Origin of the sequence: Gracilibacillus halotolerans, from assembly GCF_014206945.1 — a bacterium.
GTDB classification, from domain to species: domain Bacteria; phylum Bacillota; class Bacilli; order Bacillales; family Amphibacillaceae; genus Gracilibacillus; species Gracilibacillus halotolerans.
On sequence record NZ_JACHON010000025.1, the window covers coordinates 1 to 22,395 of the forward strand.

At 35.5% G+C, this 22,395-nt stretch carries 18 protein-coding genes, 3 pseudogenes and 1 riboswitch; of the genes and pseudogenes, 18 read left to right on the forward strand and 3 right to left on the reverse strand.

The window, feature by feature from the left end:
- Positions 1-148: 148 nt before the first annotated feature.
- The 7 genes from GGQ92_RS14810 (at position 149) to GGQ92_RS14840 (ending at position 7,777) form a co-directional block, all read left to right on the forward strand.
- Positions 149-337, forward strand: coding sequence for a WG repeat-containing protein (locus GGQ92_RS14810; RefSeq protein ID WP_246384524.1), 189 nt, complete (start codon positions 149-151; stop codon positions 335-337).
- 1,052 nt (positions 338-1,389) lie between these two features.
- A complete protein-coding gene (locus GGQ92_RS14815) occupies positions 1,390-2,661 on the forward strand; it encodes a nuclease-related domain-containing protein (RefSeq protein ID WP_184250762.1) in 1,272 nt (423 codons plus the stop codon).
- 54 nt (positions 2,662-2,715) lie between these two features.
- Complete coding sequence (locus GGQ92_RS14820; RefSeq protein WP_184250765.1) at positions 2,716-3,765, forward strand: hypothetical protein; 1,050 nt, start codon at positions 2,716-2,718, stop codon at positions 3,763-3,765.
- A 21-nt stretch (positions 3,766-3,786) separates the two neighbouring features.
- On the forward strand, positions 3,787-4,611 hold the full coding sequence (locus tag GGQ92_RS14825) for a hypothetical protein (RefSeq protein ID WP_184250768.1): 825 nt from the start codon (positions 3,787-3,789) through the stop codon (positions 4,609-4,611).
- A 272-nt stretch (positions 4,612-4,883) separates the two neighbouring features.
- Positions 4,884-5,078 (forward strand): hypothetical protein, encoded by a 195-nt coding sequence (locus GGQ92_RS14830; RefSeq protein ID WP_184250771.1) that lies wholly within the window; start codon positions 4,884-4,886, stop codon positions 5,076-5,078.
- A 658-nt stretch (positions 5,079-5,736) separates the two neighbouring features.
- On the forward strand, positions 5,737-7,170 hold the full coding sequence (locus GGQ92_RS14835; RefSeq protein WP_184250774.1) for a hypothetical protein: 1,434 nt from the start codon (positions 5,737-5,739) through the stop codon (positions 7,168-7,170).
- Positions 7,171-7,291: 121 nt separating this feature from the next.
- Positions 7,292-7,777 carry a hypothetical protein gene (locus tag GGQ92_RS14840; protein ID WP_184250777.1) on the forward strand — a complete coding sequence of 162 codons (486 nt, stop codon included), beginning with the start codon at positions 7,292-7,294 and terminating at the stop codon, positions 7,775-7,777.
- A gap of 237 nt (positions 7,778-8,014) precedes the next feature.
- On the opposite strand, the pseudogene GGQ92_RS14845 reads toward GGQ92_RS14840, so the two are convergent.
- Positions 8,015-8,960 (reverse strand): annotated as a pseudogene (locus GGQ92_RS14845) (IS30 family transposase).
- Positions 8,961-9,164: 204 nt separating this feature from the next.
- Positions 9,165-9,265, forward strand: a riboswitch (TPP riboswitch).
- A 90-nt stretch (positions 9,266-9,355) separates the two neighbouring features.
- Between GGQ92_RS14845 and tenA the strand changes: the two are divergent.
- The 5 genes and pseudogenes from tenA to GGQ92_RS14870 all read left to right on the forward strand — a co-directional run bounded on the left by tenA (position 9,356) and on the right by GGQ92_RS14870 (position 14,434).
- Positions 9,356-10,039: pseudogene (gene tenA, locus GGQ92_RS14850) on the forward strand (thiaminase II).
- Positions 10,040-10,570: 531 nt separating this feature from the next.
- Entirely contained in the window at positions 10,571-11,851 is a 1,281-nt protein-coding gene (locus GGQ92_RS14855; RefSeq protein WP_184250779.1) for an acetylornithine deacetylase, read from the forward strand.
- A 38-nt stretch (positions 11,852-11,889) separates the two neighbouring features.
- Positions 11,890-12,669, forward strand: a complete 780-nt coding sequence (locus tag GGQ92_RS14860) for an ABC transporter ATP-binding protein (protein WP_184250782.1) — start codon at positions 11,890-11,892, stop codon at positions 12,667-12,669.
- Between the two features lie 3 nt (positions 12,670-12,672).
- Entirely contained in the window at positions 12,673-13,413 is a 741-nt protein-coding gene (locus GGQ92_RS14865; RefSeq protein WP_184250785.1) for an ABC transporter permease, read from the forward strand.
- A gap of 1 nt (position 13,414) precedes the next feature.
- Positions 13,415-14,434 carry an ABC transporter substrate-binding protein gene (locus tag GGQ92_RS14870; protein WP_184250788.1) on the forward strand — a complete coding sequence of 340 codons (1,020 nt, stop codon included), beginning with the start codon at positions 13,415-13,417 and terminating at the stop codon, positions 14,432-14,434.
- A gap of 676 nt (positions 14,435-15,110) precedes the next feature.
- Here GGQ92_RS14870 and GGQ92_RS14875 read toward each other — a convergent pair.
- A pseudogene (locus GGQ92_RS14875) lies at positions 15,111-16,055 on the reverse strand (IS3 family transposase).
- Between the two features lie 1,053 nt (positions 16,056-17,108).
- Here GGQ92_RS14875 and GGQ92_RS14880 point away from each other — a divergent pair.
- From GGQ92_RS14880 to GGQ92_RS14900, 5 genes are all read left to right on the forward strand, one after another.
- Positions 17,109-17,855, forward strand: a complete 747-nt coding sequence (locus GGQ92_RS14880) for an AAA family ATPase (RefSeq protein WP_184250791.1) — start codon at positions 17,109-17,111, stop codon at positions 17,853-17,855.
- A gap of 66 nt (positions 17,856-17,921) precedes the next feature.
- Positions 17,922-18,368, forward strand: a complete 447-nt coding sequence (locus GGQ92_RS14885) for a hypothetical protein (RefSeq protein ID WP_184250794.1) — start codon at positions 17,922-17,924, stop codon at positions 18,366-18,368.
- Positions 18,369-18,499: 131 nt separating this feature from the next.
- A complete protein-coding gene (locus GGQ92_RS14890; protein ID WP_184250797.1) occupies positions 18,500-19,444 on the forward strand; it encodes a DNA/RNA non-specific endonuclease in 945 nt (314 codons plus the stop codon).
- Between the two features lie 232 nt (positions 19,445-19,676).
- Complete coding sequence (locus tag GGQ92_RS14895; RefSeq protein WP_184250830.1) at positions 19,677-19,985, forward strand: PadR family transcriptional regulator; 309 nt, start codon at positions 19,677-19,679, stop codon at positions 19,983-19,985.
- Entirely contained in the window at positions 19,978-20,949 is a 972-nt protein-coding gene (locus tag GGQ92_RS14900) for a hypothetical protein (RefSeq protein WP_184250801.1), read from the forward strand. The genes GGQ92_RS14895 and GGQ92_RS14900 overlap by 8 nt, the downstream gene beginning before the upstream one ends.
- 143 nt (positions 20,950-21,092) lie before the next feature.
- On the opposite strand, the gene GGQ92_RS14905 is transcribed toward GGQ92_RS14900, so the two are convergent.
- Positions 21,093-21,734 (reverse strand): DUF421 domain-containing protein, encoded by a 642-nt coding sequence (locus GGQ92_RS14905; protein WP_184250804.1) that lies wholly within the window; start codon positions 21,732-21,734, stop codon positions 21,093-21,095.
- 211 nt (positions 21,735-21,945) lie between these two features.
- Here GGQ92_RS14905 and GGQ92_RS14910 point away from each other — a divergent pair, with 211 nt between their 5' ends.
- A complete protein-coding gene (locus GGQ92_RS14910) occupies positions 21,946-22,362 on the forward strand; it encodes a YhfM domain-containing protein (protein ID WP_184250808.1) in 417 nt (138 codons plus the stop codon).
- The last annotated feature ends 33 nt before the right edge of the window (positions 22,363-22,395 follow it).

A 22,395-nucleotide genomic window follows, 5' to 3' on the forward strand; every position in this document is an offset into this window, starting at 1 on the left:
CGTGTTTGTCAAGGGCGATGGCGGTTATTTTTCTCCTTCAAAATAGATGAGAGTTTTTATTATGGGGTAGTTTTCATAGAACTTTTTACACTACCATTCTGACAACGGTTTAGCTTTTGTTGCCCGTGAAAATGGATTAGGCGGATACATGGATAAAAATGATAACTATGTGATTCATCCAATTTATGATTCTGGATCTACCTATCAATTTGGCTTTGCAGCGGTGTCGAGAAATGGAGAGTATACATTTATACATAAAGATGGAAATAGAGCAATAGACCAAACATCCAAATATGCTAGTGGGTTTTCTACATGCGGGCTGGCAAAAATTAAATAAGTAGACGGAAGATATTTTCTGACATGGATACAACGAGTATGCCGATACTTATGTTGAAATGTAGTTGAGACCTAGTAGAATTAAAAGGAGATAGCAAAATTACTACGTTTAGTGTGAATCAATGGGCTTTGATAAAAGACTAGGGAGAAATGATCACAGATTGAAGTATAATAGGGTTGTTATTTTGCCGAATTCCAAGTTGCATCCATTTTTAAGAAATGGTTGTGGGATATATAGATGATGATGGTAATGAAGTAATACTTAATATATACAAAGAGGTATCAGTTCTCGGAATTTAATGTTGCTTCCGTTCAATCATACCATCCTCTTGCAGAAAACAATATTGTGAATCTATATATTAATGATCGGGATGAAATCATTGACAATCGATTAATAGAAATCATCAAACAACTTTTGCGTCACAGATTTTTTAAAGTAAGCTTTTAAAAAAAGGGCTAACATTAGTGGTTTGACGCTCTGGTTGTCGGAAAACTAGGGAGTATCATTATTATCGAAGTCATTAAAGAGAATTTGAGTATTGCGGAAAGTTTGAGCCGGCAGTGCGGTGTTTTGAGCCACTTAATGCAAATACTTGAGCCAGTACCTGCGCAAAGGAGATCCACGACCATTGTTATGCCATAAATAGAGCGAATACTATTGTCCACCACCATTGACTTTACTTTTGTCCGTGTTGTGGAACTAACGCAGTCGTGGCAAAAATAATGCCTAACAGGCACACCTGTTCAAATAAGATAACACGGACAAATCGATTCTAAGCATTCGTTGGTGGGGCCCCGACCCCTTCCACCAAATTCCAAAGAATCAGGCGTTACAGTCAATGGCAAGCTGCTTCTCTGTGGCTCTGACTCTCTTATTTTTGAGAGTGTTTTTCCATAGTGGCGTTCTACTCCGCAAATGGCGGCTCTATTCTCTGCAATCGATGGCTCAAAACTACGCATAAGTGGCTCATTTCATCTGCAATAATCAGAATTATACAATCATCCGAACTTGTTAGGAACGACTACACGCAGGAGAGATGGAGGATTTAACAAATGGAAGTAACTAAAAAATATAAAATTTATTCCCATTTATTTTATGGATACATCGTAATATTTCACTTCTTTTTAATATATGTTATGAAAATTTCTGGTGTCACACTAAAATCTATATTAACCGAAAATGCTTTTTTCGCAATCTTTATCTACTTTATCGTAATTTTATTTAATAAATCTAGATTGTATTACCGTGAAATAAAAGAGGAAGAATTCTGGCTTTTGCGTTCTTATGATATAGACCCTACAATAATAGAAAAAATACTTGCGATCACTAAATCATTGATTGTGAATTTCTTTTATATTTTATTCAATTACGAAGTAATCAGCATCTTGATTTACCAACTAGAAGGTACAAATGCCGGACTATTATTGACAGTACTTCAGTTCAACTATTTTATATTTCCAATAACATTAATTGCATGGGATATAAAAAGATTTTTCTTCTATCGATCTAAAAATAAAGAAAAAATAAAAAGAACTCGTCTGAAACATTTGGAATATGCTGAGAAAATGGAGAAACACAAACAAAGACAGCTTAAACCAGAGATGCTTGGTGAGATGACAGGATACGAGCCTAGAGAATTAGAAAAGGTCGAACTTGTGTCAACATCCCTAATGAAAGGTGAACCAGGAGCCGGTTTAAGTGGATCATCTTTTAGTATTATCAATAAAAAAGTAGGTGCATTAGGCGAACTTAATTTTGCTAAAGCTTTACAAAAAAATGATTTTCTAGAGAAGTTTGCTACCTATTGGTCCGTTCAGTATCCCTTTGAGTATTCTCCAGGTCCTGATGCGAATACGCAAGCAGATATCGATTGTATTTTAATTAGTAATAAACACATTTACCTAATTGATCTTAAATTCTATTTCCAAGGAGATATCACGTGGAAAACAACTAAAACAAATTCGGGTAAAAGTGCATTACAGGCAATTGATAATATAACTGGAAATTGGGTAGGGGAACCAAAAGAAATGTCTAAAAATATGTACTATGCTACTGAAAGGATTCAATCTAAAATAAATAAATTAGGGATCAAGATGAAGGTAAAACCATATGTTGTTATGATGCCGACCGATCGGGGACTGGGTAAAATAGATCATGTTTTTTGGCCAGGAGAGATAAAGTGCTTAACATTAATCGACTTTTTAAAGATCGTCGAAAAAGATAAGTCTTATGATGCTGAAACAGCTGATGCCGAAGTGTTAGATAGTGTTTTTGCATGGTTAACGAAAGAGGAAAGTGGCAGTGCACCTCAAATCAATAAATGAGGTAGAAGGGTCATTATCATTTAACTTTATAAAAAACTATGAAAAGGTGTAGCTATGAAATATCATATTAACTTTGAAGGGAAAGTCTATCCTTGTAAAGCAGAAATTTTTAGATGTCCTTATGGAGAAGAGTATCACTCCGACAATAAAGTAGAATTATATTACAAATTAATGGAGATGAGTCATGGAACACACATGGTCCGTTCAGAGACTGCTTTGAAAGAACTCCGTGTAAGAAACAGACTAAAAGACTATTCTTCATTTGGACGAATAATGTGGAACACTAGTTTTCCATTAGAGGTAATTGTTGCAACATTATGGGAAGCAATTATGTACAGCAAAGAAGTAAATATTGATCCAGTAGAGATGGCCGCAAGTATTTATTGGGAAAAATTTGAGGAAGAAGCAGCAGAAGTAGTAGCTCGGGGTTATTATAACGGAGCGACAATACCTAGCTATGTTCCTGATAATATAAGTACAAAAGGATGGCATATTTCACAAGAGCGAATCAAAGAACGAATCGAGTACGTAGGATATACATATAAACATACATTTGAAGACGAATTTAGCAAGCACCATGCAAGAGAAGTTGAAGCAATATTAAAGCGTGAATATCAAAGATTCATAAAATACAAGCAGTATAAAAAAGGGGAATTAAAACTTGAAAATTATGGAGATCCATATGCATGGATAAAGCAAGACTTCAAGAAATTCTCCCATGACTTAAACACAAGTAAAATGATTACTCAACCGATATTTTATGGAAATCTAGAGAATGCTAAAGAAGCTATAAGAAACATGGACAACTATGAGCTTTTATCTGTTTTTGATGATTATTCAGTTACAGATAAAGAGATAGAGGAAAATGTTAAGGAAGCTAACTACTTCCAGCTTGAATATAGAGAGGATTTGTTTAGTCAAGATTTTATCTCTGAATTGAAGAGGTGGTATAAGCGAAACAGAGAGATCTATGAAAAATGGAAGATTTATACACCAAACAGGGTGCTCTTGTCGATGGAAGTTGCAAAAGAATTAGATAGAAGAACAATCCTCAGGCAAGATAGTGTTGTTGGTATGATGTTGGCTGAAGGTCTGTGGGAATAAGTCTTAACAGTAAGTGTTGCCATGATAAAAACAGATAACTTTTTAAAGGTAAAAGGTGAGATTATGAATAAGAGAATGTATCATATTCATCCAAACATAGGAGCTCCAACGCTCTGTAGAGCAAATAGAATGGAAGACTGCCCATACAGTGGAGAGACTGGAAGAGAAAATCACTTTAATACATACGATGAAGCTCAAATAGCTGCTCAGGAATTCTTTACACTTACTTATGAACTGCTCTCTTCTAATATCAATCACGATTTTGACGAAATAATGGAAGAGATTGAGATGAGAAAGAAAGTGAAGAAAGAAGTAGTTAAAGTTCTTCCAACAGAAAATGATGATGAAATAACGAAAGCGATCATGGAAACGGAAGACGAGAACGTTGTTATGGGAGTAATAGAAGGGGAAGTATATGAAACTACTAGTTGGAAGTATAAGAGTATCGCCCTCCAAAACCCAAACATATGTAAAACATTTTTACATGAAGCATTATTTGATTATCCTGAAGAATTTACGGAAGAAACAAGAAGATGGTTGGCATTAAATCGCTCATTAACTCATGAAGCATTAGTCTCTCTAGTAGAAAATGAAAATGAAGATATTGTTGTTCGCTCAGTTGCTTTGAATAATCCAAATGTAGACAAAGAGTATTTACGAAACATTCTTACTAACGAAGTTGAACGTCTGAAAGAGCTTCCTTATGAAGTACTGCTTTACAATGGACAAATAAAGGAAATAAGTGGTGAAGCTCTCACATATAAAACTAATGAACCATTTTTATTTGAATCTTTACCAGAAATTATTTCAAGGACTTATAAAACTTGGGAGAGTACATATAAGTAAGCATCAAACAACCTACACAATAAAAAATAATCAGAAAATAGGGATGGTTTTACTATGTGTAAAAAACCACCCATTGCATATTGTATAATTAATGGTGTAAAGAAGATAAGAGATATAATTAAAAGGGTGATTTGTCTGTCAAAACATGAACCTAGTATAAGTGAAGACATACGGGGTTATGAAAACCGATATACATAAAGTAGAATACATCTCTTTAAGGGAAGCAGGACTAGATTCAATAAATAGTGTGCAGATGGCTTTGAAAATTATCTATGTATGGCCCTTATGATGAGTATGATGGAGAATCCAGCAGAATAGCAGATAAAATTGAGCAAGATATGTCCAAAGAAGAAATTGCAGATATTATAGCCAAGGAATTTACTCGTTCCTTTAATTGTGATTATACGAGAGAAGAATGTATGGATCCGGCTGGAGAGATACATGATTATTTAGTGAGCCAAGTATAATAAAATTCTATTAAGTTGATACAGGAAGAAGGGAACTAGAAGGAGTATCAGAAGGTCATCTAATCCTTAATTGCTTATAGACCAAAAAATTTATTATATTACTAATCTAATAATTACTTCCAAAGTCGTAGCCCAACTTAGATAAAATTTGCTTATTGTACTAAGGTGCGTTAATCCTAAATGGGTTAACGCACCTTTTGGTTTGCCCGGTATGGAGGTAATCTCTAGGGTGAGAGTCCCGAGCCATGAAGGCAGAAGTAGTGGTTAGCTAATCCCAAGGGTGTCCTTGATGACATGGAATCAGAAGGTATCACTGGATGAGTTTGCTTAACAAAACAAAGCCCTTCCCGCCGAAAGTGATACAGAGTAGATGAAGCGGATAGATGTAAGGTAAGATTGCATTTTTACCTAGGGTAGGTTTGATGGACACGTAATGTATCCTCATTTGATAAATCCTCTTGTCTTTCAAGTTGCATCATGGGCACTTCGATTAGGACGAAACCCATTGCTATGTTCTAATATTATTCTAAATGAACTAGATAAGGAATTAGAACAAAGAGGTCATAGGTTGTGACCATATTGGTTCCTTAAAAGATTTTAAAACAAAGTATCCATGGATAAACATTATTACTAGTGAAGCTGAATCAAAGTTCAAGCAATGGATGAATTTTCTGGTGCGTTCATGTTACAAGGAATGACATATCAGAATGCTAAGAAATATGTTCGGTTTGTTGTTCGACCACTTGCTAAAGGGATTATTTACTTAAGCGAGGAATTAATTCGCCAAAATGACCGTTATCCAAGTCGATTTCGTTCTCAAGTGTCGGCTGCGGATGTAGTGGAATCGGAAATAACAGAACAGATTGACGCAATTAATAAGGAAATTAAGAGACTTCAAGAAATGGAAAGTTCGTTTGTTCAGTATATGATTTACATCTATAGAAGAATGAAACGAAACCTTGAATTAAAACTGGAAAAATTGTACACCTATAATACTACTTCAGCAAGCAATTATGAAACGGCACTTCAATTAGCGAAAGCAGTTATGCAAGGCTTAGAACAAATTCAAGATGGAGGATTTAATACACAGTCGAAAACATTTAGTCTAGATGGAATGGATTTTGCATGGGTGGGCAAACTGGACGAAATTCATTATACCCGAAAAGCAAAAGAGCATTATGAAGACTATTTAAAAGACTACCCTAATGATTTAGAGAAAATTATTAGTATTATTAAATTTGAAGAAGTAAACAGTAAGTATTTACACCAAACAAATGAATTTCTTGAACCACTGGATGCGAAGGATCAAGTCGAGATAAAGTATATAATGTATACAGCTGACGAGCCTTACAGGACTTTGTCTATGAAATATTTGGATCGCTTTACGATTGCGAGTACAGATGCAGAGATTCAAAGATTCATTTCATCTGAAGATATAATTGAAATAAATATTAGTGAAAATAGAAACAAACCACGTGGCAGTTATTATACATTTTTCCATGAGGTTGCTCATGCCTTCGATTATTATTATGGTGTGGATCATGGATATGATGGCTTTTTGTCAGATTCTTTTACCATAGATGATAAGAATTTAAATAACCATATTTATCATGATGCAGAAGCGAATTTTAGAGGGGAGTTAAAGGCGATTCTCGATTTAGAAGACTATGAACATCTAAGCCAATTGGAAAAGCAGGAAATGATTGATAATGTGACAAATAATGTTATGAATCAAAATGATTATTATGACACACTTACAACAGAAGAAATCGAATTACAGTCGAGTTTAATTTCACTATATAAGGAAAAGTTAGATGGGCCTGATCATAACACAGCATCGGATACTTATGGTGGTGTTACAAATAATACAATAGTTGGTAGTTATGAACATTTTAAGGATAAATATTATTGGATAAATCGTGATGGAACTAGAAATAGAGAGCCAAACCGTGAGACAATGGCTGGATATTATGGAAGAATTATGGTGCTAGAAGAAGAAATAAAAACTGCTGGTATAAAGAGTATAGGGCACTATCTATCAAATTCAAAAGATTTTATGGATAAAATGCTTAATGAAATGTATGAGGAGTGATTTTTTGCGAAGGTATCTATATGTACTCTCTCTTGTTTTTTGTATGGTATTAGTAGGATGTAATGATTCTACCGAAAGACAAAACGATTATAAAAAAACAAATTCCAAGGAGGATAAAATCGTGAACAGTAATATCGATATATATGATTTTTATTATATACATAAAGCTCCGGTTGCCACGAGGAAGCACGACCTGGACGAAGTAATCAAATTAGCCTTTTCTACTACTTCCCCCATACCGACTAGTATAGCAATTGATATTAAGAATAAAGAGATTTATATAAATCCAAGATTTTCAACAAATGGTCTGTTGGAATCAAAAGGAACAACAATATTTAACGATAAAGAAAGATTAATTAACATCTTAGAGAAATATAGTGTTCAAGATTGGAAAGGAAATTATACGACGGAGTCCCCGGACTCTTATAATCATGGCTATGGCTGGTCTTTGCTATTACAATTTGAAGATGGGACTACTGAAGAATATCTAGGACAAGGAACAACAGATGCCATATTCCCTAAAGAATTTGAGGGGTTTGTCGAAGAACTTTATCAGTTAGCCAAGGAAATAATAGGCGAAGATAACATGAAAGATACATATATGTAAAAATCCCAACAATCAACAGTTAATGTAACCATATGGGTAAATTAGAAATAACCAGAGTTATGTAAGAAGTAGTTAAACTAAGGAAGAGTGATATTTATGAGAAGGAATGTAAATGTTTTCCTCCTCTTTTTTTTTTTTGATGATATTAGCAGGATGCAATCATTCTGAAGATGATATAAAAGATAATGAAGTCATGAGGAATATCGACATGTACGATTTTTATTATATGACCGTTTGTCAAATTAAGTGCAACAATTCTTCCTGAAACGCTTCGTGTGTAGTTTTCCGTTTTAAACATTTTCTAGGTCTATTGTTAATTAAAGAAAGTGCATTTTCTAGTTCTTCATCCGAGACTTTAGCTAAATCTGTTTTCTTAGGGAAAAACTCTCTTAATAGACCATTGGCATTCTCATTGCTGCCACGTTGCCATGATGAATAGGGTTCCGCAAAATATACTTGGATGTCTGTATCTTGCTCGATCGTGTTATAACACTCGAATTCTTTACCTCTATCTACTGTTGCGGTTTGGAATGCACCAGTGGGTAATTGCTTATACAATGTTTGTATTGCTTGCACCATTGAGGTAGCGGTTCGATTTGGCATTTTAAATGCTACGTACCATCTAGTTTTTCGTTCTACAAACGTCGCGAAACATCCCTTGCTTTTCCCATGGCTGGAGACAACACTATCAAGCTCCCAGTGACCAAAAGTCTCTCGTTTTCTGATCTCTTTTGGCCGTTTTGTAATGGATGTTCCAACATTAAATCGACCACGTGTTTCTTGGGGTTTCTGACGCTTTCCTTTGTGGCGAAGAACGTTCAAATTCTGGTTCACTAATAGTCCTTGATAAATCCAGCGATAAATGGTTTTAAAACTGATGGAGCCTTGAAATAAACGACCGACAATTTGTTCTGGTGACCAAGTTAACTCCAACTTTTCATTTAGGATATCGCCAAGTTCTGAAGACCATTTACCAATACGTCCACAATGTAATCTACGATCGATATAGTTCTTTTGGGCATTTTCGGATTTATAGAAACCATCTTGAGAATTGCGTTTCAATTCCCTAGAAATAGTAGATGGTGAACGTTTCAGTTTTTCAGCGATAGAACGGATAGATTCCCCTTCATCAGAGTGTTTCTATACGTGCTCTTTCAAATGTGGTAAGATGTTTGTAGCTCATAACAGACCTCCGTGTATGTGTTGGTGTGGTTACTTACATTTTACACGAAACTGTTATGGGATGTTTTATTTTAACCGCATTTTAGGTGTTGCACTTAATATTACAATTCGTCAATAAACACTCACAAATACTTGACACAATCACGTGTCGAGCGATATTTGACAAGGACAAACATATATGATTATAATAAAACTAATTGAATAGATAAATCACTAGGGGAGCAAAAATTTGCTGAGAAAGACATGTCTTGACCCTTTGAACCTGAACTAGGTCATACTAGCGTAGGGAAGTGGTGGCGATACATACAACAGTATCTTTTATTCTGCCATTCCCTCTATTAGTGGAATGGTTTTTTTGATTCATTATTCAAAATAGAAAGAAGGAGATAAGACATTATGACGTTTACAGATCGCCTATTCAAAACTGTCGAACCTGTTTGGGATAGTTAATTAGAGCATCCATTTGTGAAGGGTATTGGGGAAGGAATTCTCGATAAAGAGAAGTTTATTCATTATATGAATAAGATTACGTATACTTAATTGAATACTCTCGTGTGTTCGCAATTGGTAGTACGAAAGCGAATGATTTTAAAACAATGACTATTTTCGTAATCTACTTCACGGCACAATGAATTTTGAAATGGATCTGCATCGTAAGTATGCAGAGAAATTCAATATTTCGAATGAGGAGTTAGAAGCAACAGAACCTTCAGCTACTATGACTGCCTATACAAGTTATATGATTAGTCAAGCTCAGCTTGGTGGTGTGGAAAACGCTATCGCAGCAGTACTTGCTTGTGCTTGGAGTTATAATTGGATTGGTAAGAAGTTAGCTGAATGGCCAGGTGCATTAGAGCACGACCTTTATGAAAACTGGGTTCAGATGTATTCTTCTGAGGTTTCACTGAAATTGCTGAAGACTGTATCGACTTGATAAATGACATTGCAAAAGATAAACCTGAACATGAATTGAAAAGAATTGAAGATATCTTTGTCAGAACGAGTTACTTTGAATACATGTTCTGGGAGATGGCAGAAGAGGTCTCTATGTGGCCAGTAAAAGATTTAGCAAAAAATTAAATAACGAACAGTAAAGCGAACCAACTTTTCATTTCATCATCTTTGTTCGTTATTAAATAGATGAATCGCTTGAAATAGATGGTACAATTATTTGTTAAAAGAAAAATTCCATATTTTTCACCAATAGGGATGTTTTGGGTAACTCTTCATTCATAGTTACTATAAAACTGAGAAAGGACTTCTCCTTAACCCTTGAACTTGATCTAGTTTATACTAGCGTAAGGCAGCGGTGACTACGCAAATGCATCGTCATTATAATTCATCTACAATTATCAACATGTGCGTATTGGTTCATGAGCTGCTTCCTGATGCTGGAAGTAGCTCTTTTTAGTCAGCGGAGCTCACTTTATCGCTCTAAACAGTCATCCAAACTGACACCATCTATTTGCTGTAGATAAAGTTTACACAATTCCTACTGGAAAACAAATCGAACATGATTCCCTTCTTAAACTTTTATATCTTCTCCCTACTCGTTTTTTCAAATACTATATGTGTGAATGTCAAGTTCTCTCTTATGAAAGAAGGTTATACATGATGAGTAATCTAGACAAAATAATAGCTCAAGTAGATGAACGTCAAGATGAGTTAGTAGATTTACTAGCTACTCTCATCTCATTTAAAACGCCTGCTCCACCTGCTCGCAATACGACGGAAGCACAAACATATGTGGCTCAATTTCTAGAGCAGATTGGTTTCTCCATCGATATGTGGGATGTTTATCCCAATGACCCTAATGTCGTTGGCGTCCAAAAAGGAACGAAATCAGATACCCATCAAAGTCTCATTGTAAATGGGCATATCGATGTAGCAGAAGTAAGAGAGGATGAAGCGTGGAAATCAGATCCATTCCAACCGGTGATTCAAAACGGCAACATCATTGGTCGTGGAGCTGCTGATATGAAAGGTGGACTTGCCGGAGCGTTATTTGCACTAAAGTTATTAAGCGAAGGAGATATGACTTTGGCAGGTGATGTTATCTTTCAATCCGTAATTGGAGAAGAAGTTGGAGAAGCAGGTACATTACAATGCTGTGAACGAGGTTACCACGCTGACTTTGCTCTCGTTGTGGACACAAGTGATTTGCACATCCAAGGTCAAGGTGGTGTCATTACTGGTTGGATTACCGTTAAAAGCGAAAAAACCTATCATGATGCAACCCGCAGAAATATGATTCATGCAGGTGGAGGCTTATTTGGGGCAAGCGCAATTGAAAAAATGACGAAATTAATAGAAGGTCTTCAAGAACTCGAACGTCATTGGGCAATAACGAAGCAATATGAAGGCTATCAACCTGGAACAAATACGATTAATCCAGCAGTCATTGAAGGTGGTCGCCATGCAGCATTCATTGCTGATGAATGTCGGTTGTGGATCACTGTTCATTACTATCCGGATGAAACCTATGAACAAGTTACACAAGAAATAGAAGAGCATCTCTTAAGAGTCGCCGAAGCGGACATATGGTTACGTGAAAATCCTCCAACCTTTGAATGGGGTGGAACATCGATGATTGAAGATAAAGGGGAAATTTTTCCTTCCCTTCAGGTAGACCCAAATCACAAGGCGGTCAAACTATTATCAAAGTCCCACAAAAAAGTACATACTGACCCTGTAACTATTGATGTTTCCCCATCTGTTACAGACGGGGGCTGGTTCTCTGAAGCAGGCATTCCAGCAGCAATTTATGGACCAGGAGATTTCCTTCATGCACATGCTGTAAATGAACAATTATCTATCGACCAATTGGTTTCCTTTACAAAAACGATGATTCACTTTATTTATCATTGGTCCAATCAAAAAAAAAGGCAATAAATGATTGCATTACTCAAGCATAAAAAGGATGAATATTCATGAAGAGTTTCCCAAACAATGATGGACAAGCACTTCAGTTTAAAAACGTAAATTTTGATTACAAAAATGATGCTGGACACATTCCCATTTTAAAAGATGTAAGCTTTTCTATTTCCGAAGGGGAATTTGTCAGTATTGTTGGTGCAAGTGGCTCAGGAAAAACAACTATTTTCCGTCTTATAGTCGGACTAGAACAACAAAGAAGTGGCTCTATTTATATCAATGGACAACAAATGGAAAACCGCCTAGGAAAAGTTGGGTATATGCCACAACAAGATCTATTGATGCCTTGGCGAACGATTCGGCAAAATGCAACACTGCCTTTAGAAATACAAAAGCAAAAGAGTATTGACAGCAATGCAGTGGATAGATTACTAGAGGAATTTGGGTTAGAAGGCTATGAAAACAAATATCCAAGTGAGCTTTCTGGCGGAATGCGCCAGCGCGTCTCCTTTTTACGTGCCACTTTATCAGGTTCAAACGTGTTATTGCTGGACGAGCCTTTTTCTGCCCTTGATGCGATGACTAAATTATTTATGCAGGAATGGCTACTAGAACAATGGAAGAAACAATCATCAACTATTTTATTTATTACACACGATATTTCTGAGGCCTTGTTTTTGTCTGATCGGATTTTTATTGTTACAGATACCCCTTTTACTACATTAGAAGAAGTCAAGGTACCTCTTAAACGTCCAAGACAGCAACACCATTTAGACCAAAAAGAAGTGGTGGAACTAAAAAATAGTTTAATAGAACGTTTCCGGATGAGGGTTTAACAGATGAAAAATTATATTTACTCAACTATATTGACTTTTTTCCTATTACTTATATGGGAAATGGGTGCAAGATTGGTAAACACATCATTCATCCTTCCCGCACCAACTGAAGTCGGAATGAAGCTTTGGGAACTAAGAGAGGTGTTATTTTTACATCATCTTCCTATTACATTCTCCGTGATTGCTATTGGCCTAGCTATTTCTTTAGTGCTAGGAATTTCTTTAGCGATCAGCATGAATATGTCAAAAACATTAGAAAAAACGTTTTATCCATTATTGATTACATCACAGACGATACCTATTATTGCTTTGGCGCCAATTTTTGTACTTTGGTTTGGATATTCTATTTGGAGTAAAATTGTAGTGACTATTATTATCACCTTTTTCCCAATTACTGTAAGTACCTTTGATGGATTTCGATCTACAAATAAAGACTTGAAAGAATTATTTCAATCCATTGGTGCTTCCCGAAGGCAACTTTTTTTCAAATTAGAAATACCCTCTGCTTTACCATCCTTCTTCTCAGGACTAAAAGTAGCTGTACCCATGAGTGTTATTGGTGCTGCAATTGGAGAATGGCTTGGTGCACAAGCGGGACTAGGGTATTTCAGCCGTCGAATGATGACGCAATTCGATGGTGCGGGAGTATTTGCCCCAATCATTCTGCTTTCGTTTATCGGCATCCTTTTATTTATTGTAGTTGTTTTATTAGAAAAATATTTATTGAATTGGAGACGAACATAAGATGAGAAAAAGATTTACTTTTTTATTTACTATTTCTTTTGTCCTTTTACTATTAAGTGCATGTGGAGAAGATAACAGTGAAACAAAAAACGAAAGTTCTGTTGCTAACGATGATCTGAAAAAGGTGAGCATCATGCTTGATTGGTATCCAAATGCGGTGCACAGTTATTTATATGTCGCTGAGGAAAAAGGTTATTTTGCTGAAGAAGGACTGGATGTAGAGATTCAATTTCCTGCAAACCCTACCGATCCTCTTACACTCGCTGCTTCTGGGAATGTTACAATGGGATTGTATTACCAACCAGATGTCATTATGGCAAAAGCAAATGAAGACATCCCTGTCAAAGCTGTCGCTGCAGTCGTAAGAGAACCATTGAATCACGTCGTTTATCGTTCTGATGATCCATTAGGGTCACCAAAAGAGTTAGAAGGTAAACAGGTTGGCTACCCAGGAATACCAATAAACGAAGCAATAGTAAAAACGATTGTTAACCATGACGGTGGAGATTATGATAAGGTTGAGATGATCAACGTTGAATTTGAATTAGGCTCTTCCTTGATTTCTAAACAGGTGGATGCGGTAAGCGGAATGTATGTCAATCACGAAGTTCCTGTTTTACGAAGCGAAGGGTACGATATTGATTTCTTTAATCCAGTTGATTATGGGGTACCAAGTTATTATGAAATAGTTGCAGTGACAAGTGAAGATACATGGAAAAATGAGCAAGCAGACATAGAGGCTTTTTGGAAAGCTGCTCGAAAAGGTTTCGATTTCATGGTTGAAAATCCAGAAGATGCACTACAAATTATTCTTGATAATCAAGACGAAGCTAATTTCGCTCTTGATAAAGAAGTAGAGATGGAAAGCATGAACATTTTATTACCAAAAATGAAAAGTGAATCAGGATTTGGAACGCAAGATATAAGTTCCTGGGAAGAGACAGCGGACTGGTTGAAGGAAAATGAATTGATAGATGATATCCCTGATATGAATGAATTAATCGTTAATATTGAACCTTAACTATTTTATTTGTCCAAGTTTTCCGAGTACAGCGAAAGAAGCTGGGACAGAAGAATTTAATTACACTACAAGCCGAACGATTCTTTAGAATCAGTTCGGCTTGTACGCTTTTTTATAATTACTTCGCTAAAACACTTCGCTTTTACCCATAGGGCATAAGTCAACATCTGTACAAAACAAACACTTGTACAGTGTTTCCTATACAGCAGGCAACGCCTCAACTAATTACAAAAGTTCAAATGAACTTAGCTTAGGTTGTTCGGCGTATACCGCAACGTCCTGTTGCATCGCCGAACTGAATTACATCCTGTAATCCCTCGGCTGTTGCTTTTCCTGCAGGAGTCTCGTGTTTTCTTCTGCGTAATTAATATCTCTTTATTAATGTTCGCCTTTTGACTTGTGAAATTTAGTTGTGTCCCAGCCTCTTTATGTTTCTATCATTCATGACGTCGGTGAATAACTCATACTAAGTCAATATTTTGGACACAAATAAGTTAAGCTTTTTACTCACTCTTTGAATCTGATTTATATGAAACTGTTGAGGCTTGATATGGAGGCTCTGTGTCCAAGATTCCCTGATCAGGAAACCTGCTAATCTAAAAAAAACACTGGCGAAAAAGGCTATTATGCCCACCTCTCCACGTAAAACCGTACTGCGAATTAACTTTGTAGTAGATCAAACAGCATCTTCCATTTCTTGTGGTGTTTTATAACCAATACTACCGTGTATTCTTTTACGGTTATACCCAGCTTCAATGTATTGAAACACGGCTAATTTAGCGGTTTTATAATCGATATATTGAACATGATTTACTTCTTCCTTTTTTAATGTTGCGTATTATAAGCATTCTCTAGTGCTTGTGTAACTAATTCAGTCGTCATTTTGCGCCCAAATGAATGACCTACAAGTTTCTTGGTGTGTAGATCTATAACGGATGCTAGGTAGCACCAACCGTGTCTTAGAGTGTGAATATACGTAACCCACTTTTCATTCAATGCGTTGGTGGTAAAGTCTCTTTTTAATATATTTTCACACTCCACGACTTTTACCTTGCTAGGTGTAGGGCGAAACACTTTAACAATTATAGACTTTATATTAGCCTTACCCATTAACCGTTGGACACGATTCACACTAATCCGGTAACCTTCTTCATTCAAAATGTGATGAATTTTAGGAGCACCATACCGTTTTCAATAATTCTCTAGGTCAAATTCTTATTTTCTTGGTCACGATTAGATATCGTTTAATAATACGTACTCCTTGGCACATTAAGGATGTTGCACATTGTTTGAATCGCGTAATTTTCCTTTTCTTGGTCAATAAAGTCAGTTATTTCAGCGTGATTTACTTTTTCCGAATATGGCCATAGTTTTTTAAATATATCATTTTCCTCTTGCAACTTAAGCGTTTGTTTTTGTAAATTGGCATAATCATCTGGAGTAATAGAAGAGCCATCTTCTAAATCTATTAGAGTGAATTTCTTAATCCATGTATAAATAGTTACTTCAGAAACACCATATTCGCTGCTTAAATTTCTAACTGATTGACCTGCATGATATAAATCAACAACTATTTTCGAAAGTCATCGTTGTATCGTTTTCCAAGATTCCTATTTTTCATCGGACACATCCTCCTATAATTAATTGTAGTAACTTAACTGATATGTGTCCATGAAACTATACTAGCACCATCTGCCTTCAACTTAACTTTAAAAAATAACTTATACTCTTAAGTGATAATACTTGTTTATATTAGCGTTATTGGCGCCAATGTAATTCTAAGAATGTAATAATGATGATGGTTATGAAAATGGTATGTACTAAGAGGTGAGAAAAATAAATCCACAGAAAAAAGCATTACAAGAGGGTTTAGGAAATTTTCCAGGAAGATGGCTGGGGGGATTTCTTTAATTGTAGCTCCCATCCTACTAATTATTTCTGCTTTGCTGAGAATAAGAATTAATTTTACCTGACCAATTAGCGGCTTATAACACATATCCTAGCTTAATGCTTATATCTTATAGTCTTTTTTTGATTGGGACAATTCTATTATTTCCGGCTGTTTTAATACTTGTGCAGTTAATTAGCAATAAAAGTAGGTTTCTGGGGTGGCTTATTAGTCATCGTTGGTCTATTTGTAAGAGCGTTCCACTCGGGAGTAGATCATTTCGCTTTTCAAATTGTGGTAAGTACAGACGTTGATGTTGCTACAAATCTGGTAGGAGATTTTTATGGCATGTTCCATGTTGTTAATATATTAAATTTCTCTATCTTTTTTGGATGGATTGTATTAGCTATAGGAGTATATGTGTCTTAAATTTTTGGATGGTTTCGGTCTCTAGCTCTAGGCATGATTCTTACTTTAGTGTTAGGAGTACTAAAAGGATCAAATATGACAACGATAATCTCATTATCTTGACATCTATACAGTAATAATTCAACTTAGCCTTTTCAATACAAAACTCAATAAATTCTCGGGATTTCTCGGGATTTCTCGGGATTTCTCTCATAGAATCTCGAGTTTTTGTGTTTTACAACTTTTTATCTATCATCTAGATAAAGTAAAAAAATCAAAAAATTAAGTTTTTTCCCTATAATACATGGTAAAATAGAAAAGTATGTGGTGATATATAATTAATTGTACGTGTAGAAATAGAAAAGGAGGGATATTTACATGTATTTAAGAGAATTAACAATATTGCATGAAAAAGTCCAACATCATGATACTTATCCCTTTAATATTCGAAGCATACAAGGTACCGATGTAATTGAATTTAAAAATGCAGTTACCTTTTTCGTGGGTGAAAATGGATCTGGAAAATCAACTTTACTTGAGGCTATTTCTTACAAATGCGAGTTTAATAGTGCTGGCGGAGGAAAAAATGATATGTACTCTGTGGATGCATCTCAGTCTGACTTAGGTAATTACATACGGCTTTCTTGGCTACCAAAAATTAATAAAGGATTCTTTTTAAGAGCGGAGAGTTTTTTTAACTTTGCTACCTATTTAGATAAACTGGCTAAGGAAGAACCTAGCTTTAGTTTTGAGTCATATGGTGGTAAATCTTTACACCATCAGTCGCATGGAGAGTCCTTCTTATCGCTATTTAAAAATCGTTTCGAAGGGAAAGGGATATATCTTTTGGATGAGCCAGAAGCTGCATTATCTCCTGCCCGTCAGTTAGCTTTCTTAAAAATTATGAATGATTTAGTCAGCACAGGGGAAGCACAGTTTATAATAGCCACACATTCGCCGATTTTACTAGGTTATCCAGAAGCACAAATTCTTAATTTTGACGACTCTTCCATACAGGAAATTTCGTATGAAGACACCGAACATTATAATTTAACATTAAACTTTTTGACAGGTAGAGATAGGTTCTTATATGAATTGTTTCGGGACGATTTAGAAGAGGACTAGAAATATGGTAATCTCTAAAATTGGTAGAATGAATCACGCTTAAACTGCATGAATGTAGGTGAAGATATGGAGTATTGGGACTTAATCGAAAATCCTTCCAATGAGATTTATAGAAAACTAATAACAGTTCTCTGTAATAACTCAGATAAGTTCTATTTTATCACTAGAAAAGAATTGAAATGTAATCATGAGATATTGGAACTGTTCAAACCTTATGTGCTCCAAACTTATCAAACGAAAGAATGGGCTAGCACCATAACGAAAGGGCCGGAAGCAACCGTTTATGTTATTGACTCGAATATAGAAACGTGTCATCTATTACAGCAAGTTGCTAATAGTTTGTATGATTGGGTAGCCCCTCAGTTACCAGAAGATTTAACTTTTATAAAGAATAACTTTGAATGGTTTACCTCTACAACCCACGAAGAATTCGGAGGGTTTTCTATTCGTTCGGAATATTATAGAAATCTAATCGGAGAGATTCACGGTCTACAGCTTCAAAAAGCAGATTAGTTCTTGTTATGATAACGACTGCCAGACTTATAGAAAGAAAAAAACTCATTTCAAGGGGGATTTACTACGCGAACATTTCACATTGTAAATGGATAGAACAAAAAATATAACAACTATGGGAGAGACATCACATGAAGAAAAAATTGAACTATTTAATGATACTTATAATGATTATTCTAATGGCAGGTTGTGCCGAATTAGAAGACACATCGAATTCAGATGTGGAGAAAGATTCACAAGAATTGAGTACAGAAGAAACAAATACTAACAATGAAATAGAAGATGAAACAGAGAGTGAAAAAGACGATACTGTCCCTACGGATGGTATAGAATCGACACAAGATAGTGATGAGTTCTCAGGTTACACTCTTATCGAAGTGGATGGTGGTGACCAGTCTGGCCATCGCGAACCTAACGTTGTAGTTAATATTGGTTATGGGAATCGTGAGTATTGGGCGTTTACTAATGAACACGGTCAACTAGTACGTGTAATAGCTGATCAAATCATTCTACAGGATGAAGATAATGAACCAGTGTTGTCGAACGGGAGATACTATTCTGATGAAGCAAAAGTTCCTGGTGTTGAAAGTGATAAGTTAGATGAAGGTCATGTCATTGCTGATTCTTTAGGAGGGGTAGCGAATGCATACAACATCACTCCTCAAAACAGTACGCTTAACCGACATGGTGATCAGGCATACATGGAAGATGCAATCCGTAAAGCAGGTGGTGCTACTAATTTTGAAGCCATTATCACGTATCCTGATACAGAAACACAAATTCCTTCAAGTTATCAATATACCTATACAATAATGGGGAACGAGATTGTTGATACGTTTGAAAATGGGAACCCTGATGAAACAAATGAATCCCTCGGTTTAACCGGCGGGAATCAATCTGAAGAAACACCTGCTTCCATCGAAGAAGGTGATGTTTCTAGTGTTGATACGAACGGAAATGGACAGGTAACGATTAAAGAGGCAAAAGAAGCAGGCTTTAGTATGCCAATAACGAGCGATCATTGGTTATACCCATATATGGACGATCGTGATGGTGATGGAATGGTAGGAGAGTAAACAGCTCATCACCTCTAATATATCTGTCGAAGCTCTGTATAATGGAATGTAAAAACAAATAGTCAGAACGCAAGAACAGCTAGATAAATGATTATCTGGCTGTTTTTTTACGATTATTACTTTTAAAATAATATGTCATTGACAATAGTGTGTGCTAAACAGTACTATGTAAGTGGAAGGTGATCGAGTGAAAAAAGGTAATGATGATGTATTAAATGGAATTACTCAAGAAATGAGAAGAGGAACTATTACATTGGCCGTCTTAAGTCAGTTACAAGAACCGCAATATGGATATTCTTTAATCGTACTAATGAATGAAAAAGGTTTTGAGATAGAGGCAAATACGTTATATCCTCTTTTGCGTCGACTGGAAAAGCAAGGAGTGCTAGAAAGCTCTTGGGATACAGATGGTACGAAGCCTAGGAAATATTATAAGCTCAGTGAATTTGGTTTAGACGCTTATTCAAGACTCACTGCGGCATGGAAGAATCTTAATAGTTCGATAAATATTTTAATTGATGAGGAGGGAGACAATGATTGATCGGTACATTTATGCTGTGACTAGAGAATTACCTAGAAAACATCATAATGAAATTGCGAGCGAACTGAGAACCTTAATTGACGATATGATAGAAGGAATGGAAAATCATTATTCTGAAGAACAGAAAATCGAATATGTATTGCGAGATCTTGGTAATCCCAAAGAATTAGCGGCTCGTTACAGAGGAAGAGAACGATACCTTATTGGGCCTAATTATTATGATAAATACATTCTTGTAATGAAGATTGTTATCATCGCTATTTTCATTGGGATATCTATAGGAACAGGATTTGGTGTACTATTCAATTTTACAAACATTTCTGAAGTTATTTGGAATTATCTAGGCACATTGTTTTCTGGTATTTTACATGGAGCTGCTTGGGTCACAGGTATCTTTGCTTTATTAGAATATAACCAAATATCTATTAAAAATGAGAAGGATGAAGATGAGTGGGATCCATCTCAATTACCTGAGTTACCTAATGAAAAAGCTCATATTTCAAGAGGAGAATCTATCTTTTCTATCATGTTTACTACAATCCTCCTCACTTTATTTTTCTTCTTACCTGAAATGATTGGAGTGTATTATAAATATGACGATCAATGGAATGTTACTCCGCTTTTTAACATAGAAGTTTTAGCCACATTTAAATTTATTATTTTTATCGTCTTCACAATGACCATTTTGAGTGAATTAATAAAAATTATCAAAGGAAGATGGACGGTAAAAATAGCTATCATTACGTCGTTGTTAAATGTAATATCTGCCATTATATTTGTTTATGTTATGTACAACACGGAAATTTGGAATCACGAGATTAAACTCCAACTCGAACAGTATACACCCTTATCATTTGAGAGAATGCTATTGCTTACAGCAGCAATTATCATTATTATTGCTATTGCAGAATCCATTACAGTTCTATATAAAGGAATAAAATACGGAAGTACGATGAACAGTTAATACAAGGTTGCGTTGCGTGAGCAGAATAGAATCGTTAGACCACACATTTTCTAGTTAATTTGTGTGGTCTAATTTGTATTAAAGCGTTTTATCTATAAAATCTATCCTCTTAAAAACGGTGGTCCTAACTAATAGCAAAAATCTTACTGCAAATGCTCTGGCGGTTTGTTTTTATGTGAATTGCTGTGTACTTCATCGAATAATGGTTCCGGTTGGTCTGGAGAAATGGGTGGAAGATTTAATGGTGATGATTGCCCTACGTTAACCGGCTGATTCCTTTGCAACAAAAGCTGTTCCATCATGCTTGTTAATTGTTGGAATTCTTTTTTCGTAACAGGTTGGGCATCGTCCTTTAACACCACTGCAACACGTCCATTTGGTTCTAATGTAGCCCACTTGACGTCCTCAATGCGTGAGACACTTTGTTGCCGAAGGTTCATTTCCAATTGATCAACAGTTAATCTGAATTTTTTCAAATTTTTCTCCTGTAAGATACCATTTTCTATTAATATTTTTGATTTTCCTGTTAGAATATTTTCAAAGGAATTTGCCTTTACCTGTGCATATTCCATTACAATTAATGTTAAAACTAGTACAAGTCCGACTCCCAACGTAGCCCAAATGCTTTCACCAGCTATCGGTTGAATAAGTAATGAGCCAATTCCAATCATAATAACCGTTTGTGCAAGTGTCATTTGGGAAATTGATTTTCTGCCCGCAAGACGTAATAAAAAGGTCCCTCCTATTACAATGATGACTGCTTTCCATAAAAGATCCCAATCCATTCAAAAAACCTCCTTCTACGTTTAGTGTGACTGTAAGAATAAAATTTATACAGCTAGGAATGAGGGCAATTAGAGTTGATTTACCTTCTGACTGTATATTTAGACCATAGAAAACTAATAGCGTAAAAATTTTCCTTACTCTAAAATAAAGTAAGACTGAATAAATGCGTTTTTCGTAACAATAGTTGAAATATATTTTAGGAGAGATCAAATGAGGACTATCTATTTATTCTTATTGGCTATGATTTTTATTGTAGGTTGCACTAATCAAGAACAAACAATGGACCTTTTAGATGAAAATATTAGAGAAATAAATGTATCAAAATCTAATGGGGTTGGTGACATGAATCAAGATATATTGGTTAGCATTAGCGATAAAGAATCGATTAAAATATTTGAAAACATAATAAGAACTGCAGTTAAACAGAAATCTAATAATGATGCAGTAAAACCTGACTTTGACCTAATGGTTGAATATGAAGGTGATCTTCCTACTCATGCTATCCATTTAATGTTAGGAGAAAAAGGTGAAGAGAGCATACTGATGTATATCGATTCTGAAGGTGAAACGTACGTAACATCATCCAATAGCACAGACCAATTACGTGAATTAATACTTTCAGAGTGAGATAGCAACATAAACAAAAATAGATTTGGAGGA

Excerpts from the sequence above, each read along its gene's own strand:
- GGQ92_RS14825 (WP_184250768.1), top strand. The coding sequence starts at position 3,787 with ATGATAAAAACAGATAACTTTTTAAAGGTAAAAGGTGAGATTATGAAT.
- GGQ92_RS14855 (WP_184250779.1), top strand. The coding sequence starts at position 10,571 with ATGATGAGTAATCTAGACAAAATAATAGCTCAAGTAGATGAACGTCAA.
- GGQ92_RS14815 (WP_184250762.1), top strand. The coding sequence starts at position 1,390 with ATGGAAGTAACTAAAAAATATAAAATTTATTCCCATTTATTTTATGGA.
- GGQ92_RS14900 (WP_184250801.1), top strand. The coding sequence starts at position 19,978 with ATGATTGATCGGTACATTTATGCTGTGACTAGAGAATTACCTAGAAAA.
- GGQ92_RS14890 (WP_184250797.1), top strand. The coding sequence starts at position 18,500 with ATGAAGAAAAAATTGAACTATTTAATGATACTTATAATGATTATTCTA.
- GGQ92_RS14910 (WP_184250808.1), top strand. The coding sequence starts at position 21,946 with ATGAGGACTATCTATTTATTCTTATTGGCTATGATTTTTATTGTAGGT.
- GGQ92_RS14865 (WP_184250785.1), top strand. The coding sequence starts at position 12,673 with ATGAAAAATTATATTTACTCAACTATATTGACTTTTTTCCTATTACTT.
- GGQ92_RS14885 (WP_184250794.1), top strand. The coding sequence starts at position 17,922 with ATGGAGTATTGGGACTTAATCGAAAATCCTTCCAATGAGATTTATAGA.
- GGQ92_RS14835 (WP_184250774.1), top strand. The coding sequence starts at position 5,737 with ATGGATGAATTTTCTGGTGCGTTCATGTTACAAGGAATGACATATCAG.
- GGQ92_RS14880 (WP_184250791.1), top strand. The coding sequence starts at position 17,109 with ATGTATTTAAGAGAATTAACAATATTGCATGAAAAAGTCCAACATCAT.
- GGQ92_RS14810 (WP_246384524.1), top strand. The coding sequence starts at position 149 with ATGGATAAAAATGATAACTATGTGATTCATCCAATTTATGATTCTGGA.
- GGQ92_RS14830 (WP_184250771.1), top strand. The coding sequence starts at position 4,884 with ATGTATGGCCCTTATGATGAGTATGATGGAGAATCCAGCAGAATAGCA.
- GGQ92_RS14860 (WP_184250782.1), top strand. The coding sequence starts at position 11,890 with ATGAAGAGTTTCCCAAACAATGATGGACAAGCACTTCAGTTTAAAAAC.
- GGQ92_RS14870 (WP_184250788.1), top strand. The coding sequence starts at position 13,415 with ATGAGAAAAAGATTTACTTTTTTATTTACTATTTCTTTTGTCCTTTTA.
- GGQ92_RS14895 (WP_184250830.1), top strand. The coding sequence starts at position 19,677 with ATGAGAAGAGGAACTATTACATTGGCCGTCTTAAGTCAGTTACAAGAA.
- GGQ92_RS14905 (WP_184250804.1), bottom strand. The coding sequence starts at position 21,734 with ATGGATTGGGATCTTTTATGGAAAGCAGTCATCATTGTAATAGGAGGG.
- GGQ92_RS14820 (WP_184250765.1), top strand. The coding sequence starts at position 2,716 with ATGAAATATCATATTAACTTTGAAGGGAAAGTCTATCCTTGTAAAGCA.